The organism is Ruminococcus sp. (genome assembly GCF_017650195.1).
GTDB lineage: Bacteria > Bacillota > Clostridia > Oscillospirales > Ruminococcaceae > Ruminococcus.
Map to the genome: position 1 here is coordinate 1 of NZ_JAGCFH010000245.1, position 7,051 is coordinate 7,051.

General features: G+C 42.5%; 7 protein-coding genes. 2 read left to right on the plus strand and 5 right to left on the minus strand.

Going from position 1 to position 7,051, the window contains the following annotated elements; all coding sequences use genetic code 11:
• On the plus strand, positions 1-310 hold a 310-nt coding region (locus tag J6U00_RS11060; RefSeq protein WP_296581852.1), incomplete at its 5' end, for a hypothetical protein.
• A gap of 80 nt (positions 311-390) precedes the next feature.
• Here the strand turns inward: J6U00_RS11060 and J6U00_RS11065 are convergent.
• Entirely contained in the window at positions 391-1,728 is a 1,338-nt protein-coding gene (locus J6U00_RS11065; protein WP_296581854.1) for a peptidoglycan DD-metalloendopeptidase family protein, read from the minus strand.
• Between the two features lie 212 nt (positions 1,729-1,940).
• Here J6U00_RS11065 and J6U00_RS11070 point away from each other — a divergent pair, with 212 nt between their 5' ends.
• Positions 1,941-2,192, plus strand: coding sequence for a heavy metal-associated domain-containing protein (locus J6U00_RS11070; RefSeq protein WP_296581856.1), 252 nt, complete (start codon positions 1,941-1,943; stop codon positions 2,190-2,192).
• Positions 2,193-2,268: 76 nt separating this feature from the next.
• On the opposite strand, the gene J6U00_RS11075 is transcribed toward J6U00_RS11070, so the two are convergent.
• The 4 genes from J6U00_RS11075 to J6U00_RS11090 form a co-directional block, all read right to left on the minus strand.
• The gene (locus J6U00_RS11075) at positions 2,269-4,662 is read right to left on the minus strand and encodes a cation-translocating P-type ATPase (RefSeq protein ID WP_296581858.1); all 2,394 of its coding nucleotides are present in this window, start codon (positions 4,660-4,662) and stop codon (positions 2,269-2,271) included.
• A gap of 196 nt (positions 4,663-4,858) precedes the next feature.
• Positions 4,859-5,431, minus strand: a complete 573-nt coding sequence (locus tag J6U00_RS11080; protein WP_296581862.1) for a site-specific integrase — start codon at positions 5,429-5,431, stop codon at positions 4,859-4,861.
• A gap of 778 nt (positions 5,432-6,209) precedes the next feature.
• A complete protein-coding gene (locus J6U00_RS11085) occupies positions 6,210-6,485 on the minus strand; it encodes a DNA-binding protein (protein ID WP_296581860.1) in 276 nt (91 codons plus the stop codon).
• Between the two features lie 315 nt (positions 6,486-6,800).
• Complete coding sequence (locus J6U00_RS11090; RefSeq protein WP_296581864.1) at positions 6,801-6,977, minus strand: hypothetical protein; 177 nt, start codon at positions 6,975-6,977, stop codon at positions 6,801-6,803.
• Between the last annotated feature and the right edge of the window lie 74 nt (positions 6,978-7,051).

A 7,051-nucleotide genomic window follows, 5' to 3' on the forward strand; every position in this document is an offset into this window, starting at 1 on the left:
CTGGTTTTCTAATTACTCTGCCCCCTTTTCAGAAGCTGTTGAAAAATACAGCGATGAATGGTTCAAAAGTCATAAACTTGTAATTATCCTTTATCAGGAAACATTTATCAACACCAAATGTCATAAGGTAACAAAGGTGACCAAAGACAAGGTTGAGATAGAACTCCTGAAAAACGGCGGCGATATGGCAATGTGCCAGTGGCATTTTCTTATCGAATTAGACAAGAACGCTGATATAAATGACGATTTTGAAGTCGTTGTCACTGATACATCCATACCTGAAGATCACTCTTTTGGTTCTATAGCGTAATATATACGTATAAAAAATACAAAGCATGATATAGTTAATAAAAGATCCCGGAAGCAACACCTCCGGGATCATTTTTTTATTCAAGCCGAAGCCTTAATGATAGCCTTCTTAATGGCTACAAGATCAAAAACATCTACGCTTCCATCCTTATTAAGGTCTGAAGCCTCATACTGCTCCTTTGTGAAGCCCTCCGACTTGTTAAGCAAATGATCCTGCAAGATCACCAAGTCGGATATATCAAGCTTTCTGTCGGCGTTAAGGTCGCCTGCAACAGCCGTTTCTGATGGTGTACCGCTTCCCTTGCCTATAACAAAATCGCTTGTCACCAACTCGAACTTCTCACCCTTTTCGTCCTCGGCAGTTATCTTGTAAGTATAATCACCGTCGTTGAGGGCGTTAAAGACGATATTGCGGTCAAAATATGAAGAAAGATCATACTTGAAGGCGTTTGGAGTAGCCTCCGCATACTGGCTGGTAACCTCTCCGCTTCGGAAATAAACTCCGCCATAGACCTTTGTAATCTTGAAATTCGATGTAATTACGCCCTTTATCGAAAAAGCCTTGCCCTTGGAAATATTTCCTGTGGGAGATGTGGCTCCTTCTATGGTCATTCCCGATTTGAGCTCAGATTTGAGCTGCATATATGCCATTGAAGCGTAGCCCTTCTTGCCGTTGTAATCAACGTGAGCCCACTCTCCATTGCCCTTGGTCACGGTGAACTCAGCGCCTGCCGGTATTTCTCCGATCACTGCTGACGTAGTATTATGTCCGGCTCTGATATTAAGATAAGTCACAACGCCCTTTGTGGTATACAGACCTGCACACTCCTCGGTGCAACTGCACTCTGGCTCAGCGTTCATTGTTGGCGGAGCAACTGTCGTATTGCCGCCAGCATTGTCGGAATACGTAAAATAACCGAGCGGATCGTAGTAGGTACGCGCTGGCCATCCAGCCTGCAATGTATCGCATATACCAAAATGGAGGTGATTTCCTGAAGAATTCCCCGTACTTCCCACCTGAGCGATGATATCGCCCTGATTTACAGAAGCTCCAGCGCTCACAAGAAGTTGTGAGGCATGAGCGTAGAAGGTGTACACACCGAGGTCGGCATGATAGATTATTACCATATAGCCGTAGCCGTCCTTCCAGTCCGCAGAGGTGACCTTTCCGGTGTAGGCAGCATAAATACTGCTTCCGCCGTTTGCTTCTATGTCAATGCCGTTGTGATATCCGGAAACATCGTTCACATTTCTTGAAGAGTCAAAATAAGTCGTAATATTCCTGAATCTTGATTCCGTAGGCCATACAGCCAGTGCAGCCGCATGAACATTCCTGCTTAAAGGCAGCCATGACTGCATAGTGAATACGAGTGCTATAACAACAAGGACAGCCGCAACTCTCCTGATAGTGTTTTTCATAATAAAACTACTCCTTTACGTAGAGCGTAATTTCTTATACATATATTACCATATTTCACATCAAAAGTCAAACCGCAAAGACACATGGCGGCAATGAACCATATATGTGACACCTATGCCTCTTGTGCAAAAGCGCCTGACTACTTGACAAGACGCTGAAAAAGGAGTAAAATCATAATGTCAGTACACACTAACCAAAGGAGCTGAAAAATATGTTCAAAACCGTAATAAATATCGAAGGAATGATGTGCGGAATGTGCGAGGCTCACGTCAGCGACGCTGTACGCGGAGTGGTCTCCGCCGAAAAGGTGACCTCCTCACACAAAAAAGGCATTACAGAACTTATCACTGAAAATGAGCCTGATGAAAAAGTCCTCAGAGAAGCAATTGAAAAGGACGGATACAAGGTACTCGGTATGACTACTGAGCCCTATGTAAAAAAAGGTCTTTTCGGAAAAAAGTGATTAAAAAGGCAGTTCATAAATGTAGTACTTGTAAAGGAACTTTATTAGTACTGCAATTAATGAACTGCCTTTTGTATTATTCAGTTTTGGGCTCATCCTTTACAAAGAAGTCCTGCACCTTTTTTGTTATCATGGTCAGGTACCTCAGACATGGTTCTGCGATTATCGAGAAGTTCACACAGAGTATGATACATCTGTTTGACATTGAGGATATTGAAAACAGGTCGCTGACGAATACCATACAGCATACAAGACCGAGTCCGCAGCCTATCCATATACCCATTTTCAAAACATCAAGCGGCTTGGATATCTGATAGAGTATCATCATGCCAACAATACTCATAAGTATCGTGGAAGCCGTAGCGATATCGTTTGGAGCCACGCTGAATATATTGCCGAAATATATCATGGCTCCTACGACGAGCACGTCTGTCAGAGCTGCAGGTAGAGCCTTGAGCAGGATATTCATTATGAAGCGTCCCCGTATCAGCTCACGATTTGGCATGAACGACAGGAAGAAGGCAGGAAGTCCAATAGTGAACACGCTTATAAGGGATATCTGCGACGGGAGCAGCGGATACTTCATCCCAAAGCATATCGAAAGTATAGCAATGATGAACGAGAAAATATTCTTTACTATGAACAAGCTGCCCGAGCGTTCGAGGTTGTTGACGACCTTTCGCCCCTCCGCTACTACGTCCGGCATTTTCGAGAAGTCAGACTCCAAAAGCACCAGCTGTGCAGCCTGTGCGGCTACGTCGCTTCCCGAAGCCATTGCAACGGAGCAGTCAGCGTCCTTGAGAGCGAGCACGTCGTTTACGCCGTCTCCTGTCATTGCAACAGTCTTTCCAGCCTTTTTCAGAGCTCTAACGAATTTTCTCTTCTGCTCAGGAGTTACTCTTCCAAATACAGTATATCTTGTTACGGCCTCCTTTATGGAGCTTTCCGTAGTAAGAGTAGTGGCGTCAACGTAATCACCGGCATTCTTTATACCAGCACGCTTTGCCACCTCAGACACGGTCACGGGATTATCGCCTGATATTACCTTTACTTCAACACCCTGCTCAGCAAAATACCTAAATGTATCAGGGGCGTTCTTTCTTATTGGGTTGGACATTATAACAAAGCATACAGGCTCCACCTCAGAGGTCAGCTCCTTACCGTCCGGCAAGCCTCTGTATCTGCCGAAGGCAAGCACGCGGTAGCCTTTACGGCTATAGGAGTCTATCAGCTCACGGTGATCCTTTATATTATTCCTGAGAACGAACTCCGGAGCTCCGAGAACGTAGGAATCCTTTTCAAATGTAACGCTGCTGTACTTAAACTCAGAGGAGAAGCCAGTAGCTGCAACAGCTCTCCTGCCTGCCGGACAGTGGAAATGGTTCTTAATAGCTGCCATAGTCTCGTTGTCTGAATCCTGAGCTGCCGCAAAATCACTGAGCAGACCCTGTATACGATCGTCGTCATCGCCCTCCTCGGCATTCACAACAGCCGATACAGTCATTGTATTCTCGGTGATAGTACCTGTCTTGTCCACGCAAAGCACATCGACACGTGCAAGGGTTTCAATGCATTTCATGTCATGTACAAGAACCTTGTTCACAGCAAGCTTCATAGTACTGATAACGAGGGCAACGCTGGCAAGCAGGAACAAGCCCTCTGGTATCATTCCTATGACTGCAGCCACCATTGACTGAACGCTTGCCCTGATAGTCTCATGATTCAGATAGTATGCCTGATAGAAAAGTATGATGCCTATTGGTATTATAGCAAAGCCTGCAAATTTTACTATCCTGTTCAAGGAGCGTATCATTTCCGACTGTTCACCCTTCTTGGTCTTTTTAGCCTGAATGGTCAGCCTTGATATATATGATTCCCTGCCCACCTTTTCCAGTCTTGCTCGGCAGGTTCCGGAAACGATATAGCTTCCCGACATGAGAGTATCTCCAGGCTTCTTGCTCACCTCGTCAGACTCGCCTGTAAGGAGCGACTCGTTTACCGATACGTTTCCGTCAACTACTATAGCATCGGCGCATATCTGATTTCCTGCTCTGAATATTACGATATCATCAAGAACGAGCTCCTTCGAAGGAACTTTTTTTATTTCTCCATCGCGAACAACAGTAGATACAGGAGCATTCAGCATTGATATCTTGTCGAGGACAGATTTTGAGCGCAACTCCTGAATGATACCTGTCAGAGCATTGGCAATGATGACGGGCATGAAAGTAAGATCACGATACGAGCCTACAACTATCAGCAGCACCGAGAGAATAACAAATATAAGGTTAAAGTAAGTAAAAATATTATCAGAGAGTATCTCCTTCACGGTCTTGGACGGTGCTTCGACGGGACGATTATCGAGACCCTCTTCAATCCTCTGCATTACTTGTTCTTCAGTCAGACCAGTATCGCGGTCCGCCTTTATGCGCTTGTAATCAATGATATCCCTGAATTCACTGGTTTTCATTATTAATAATACTCCTCGCACATTATACTGTATATTATTATAACATATTAAAATACAAATATCAACCCTTGTAGCGAAAATACGTCGTTTAAGAGTAATTTGAGCTTGCAATAAAATAAAATGGTCAATTCACGGTCAACTTTAATGGTATTGGAAGCTGCAATAACATAGGATTATTGTAGCTTTTTGTATCATGTTACACTGCCTCACGTTTTTGCATTTTAGGCATTGTTTTTGTTACAGCTTCACAGCAGTGCAGATCATTATTCTTAAGTGTATAAGAATAAATCCTTAAAGTAACATCGGGACGGGCGTGTCCTGCTCTCCTCGCTGCATCTGCTATGCTGATACCTGCCTGCAACTGTAAACTTACAGAAGTATGCCTGAACATGTGCGGGTGTATTTTCGGAAGATCGTTCTTTTGGGTAAAACTATTGAGCCAACATCTTACTGTCGAAGGATTAAGAAAATGTCCGTTTCTTTTCATTGAATAGAAAACAGAGTTGTCTCTGTAATCCCATTTGCTTCCATATCGCTCCGCTGTTCTGAGATAAAATGATCTGTATTCTCTAAGCATATCCATTATCTCATTGTCCATTGTTAGCCAGCGATCTCCTGCATCCGTTTTACATCCGTTTTGAATGCGCCGTGAACCGTCCTTATCCACTACATAATGCTTGCATATATGGATACGACTATTTTCAAAATCAATGTTATCCCATATCAGAGCGCATATCTCTCCTATTCGGCAGCCTGTTGCAAGCATTATACTGAAAAATACCTGTTACATATAATGCTTATCATCAGAATACAAAGCATTGAAAAATGAGTTGATATCATCTTCACTAAGAGCTTGTACAGGTTTTGAATCACGCTTGGGCGGTGTAGCAGAACTTGCATAGTTACGGGGAATGATGGATTCTTTAAAGGCCATAGCGAGCACGGAATGAATGAACAGATGATACTGATATACAGTTGCTTTTGATACACGTGTTTTCAGAAGATCAGAGTATGCCTTGTTTATCAGAGCAGGAGTAAGCTGTTTCAGCTGAATATGACCGATATAAGGAGCACCCCCGCCTGCGATATCCTCTGTAACTATAAATTTGAAGAAGACAGACCAGACTGTTCCTTGATACCAATAGCATATTCACAGTAACTGTCAAAGGTTATATGAGAGTCACTTTCAGTCTGTTCCTCTATCTGCTTTTCAAAGATTATACCCTGTTTTTCAGCATTCTTTCCGTTCCATGCTTCAGACTTATCATGATCATACTTTATTGACAGAGTTCTGAAGATCTGTTTGTAGGTCAGTGTATCCCTGTGATCATATACACGTATGCGATATGAGGTTATCTTTCCTTCTTTGTTTCTGCGTTCCTGAATGTTTATACTACCGCCACCTTTCTTAATGTGACGGCTTTTGCTGTCTTAAACATATTACCTCCGTTCTGACAGCGGATATATCACTGTCATTATACTACTTTTACACTTTAAAGTCAACATTTCAAGTTGCATTAAGATGATAAATGCAGAATAATCGGAGGTCATGCAGCAACTCCCAGATATTCAAGCAGGGATTGCTTATTGACGAGGATTTTACCTCGTTCACCTTCGCCTGTTCTGATAAAGCGAACCCGTCCTTGAGCTGCCAGCTTACGGATAGTGTGTTCGGAAATACCCCTGACAGCTTCGGTGCATTCTTTGATCGTGAGCATTTCCATCGGCTGGGACCGGTTTTCATTTTTCGCAGGCACGTCATCGACAAGCTCGGTCAGAAGATCTAGAATGCGATCGACAATTTCTTGTTTTGTTCTTTTCAATTTAAATTCCTCCTTGCAGATATTCGTTTGCATAACACGAAAAACGTTATGTATATTGCCTGCGAATCTGCAAAACGTATAACCATTATAGCTCAATACCACTATATATTCAATTGACATAATAACAGAAAAAATCCCTCAGAAAAAATGATTTTCCGAGGGGATACTGCCTGCTCTGACAGGGAGGAGTTCATTGATTTTTGTGTCAAAAAACAAGTGAAACATTCGTTCTGATTGTATATTTAGAACAAATGTTTCACATACATATTTCTGAATATTCAAATGTTCGTGTGAGATTTTTACAAATATGTAGTGTCATAAAATCTTCCTCCTTTGTTTAGGCTTCCTTTCATAACCTGCGTAATACTTCTTAACCGTTCTCCAATCCATATCATATTCTCGTCCGAGAGCTGCGAAATTTGGCTTGGAATTCAATGCTTTAAATATCATGAGATCTCCTTTTAGTTGATCAATTCTGTTTTGATAATTCATAATGATACACCTCCAGATAGAAGTATATCATATTTCTGAAAAAAAGAAAAAATAAGAATGTAGTTTTTCCGACA

Coding starts and splice junctions, on each gene's coding strand:
- J6U00_RS11065 (WP_296581854.1), bottom strand. CDS start 1,728: ATGAAAAACACTATCAGGAGAGTTGCGGCTGTCCTTGTTGTTATAGCA.
- J6U00_RS11070 (WP_296581856.1), top strand. CDS start 1,941: ATGTTCAAAACCGTAATAAATATCGAAGGAATGATGTGCGGAATGTGC.
- J6U00_RS11090 (WP_296581864.1), bottom strand. CDS start 6,977: ATGAATTATCAAAACAGAATTGATCAACTAAAAGGAGATCTCATGATA.
- J6U00_RS11075 (WP_296581858.1), bottom strand. CDS start 4,662: ATGAAAACCAGTGAATTCAGGGATATCATTGATTACAAGCGCATAAAG.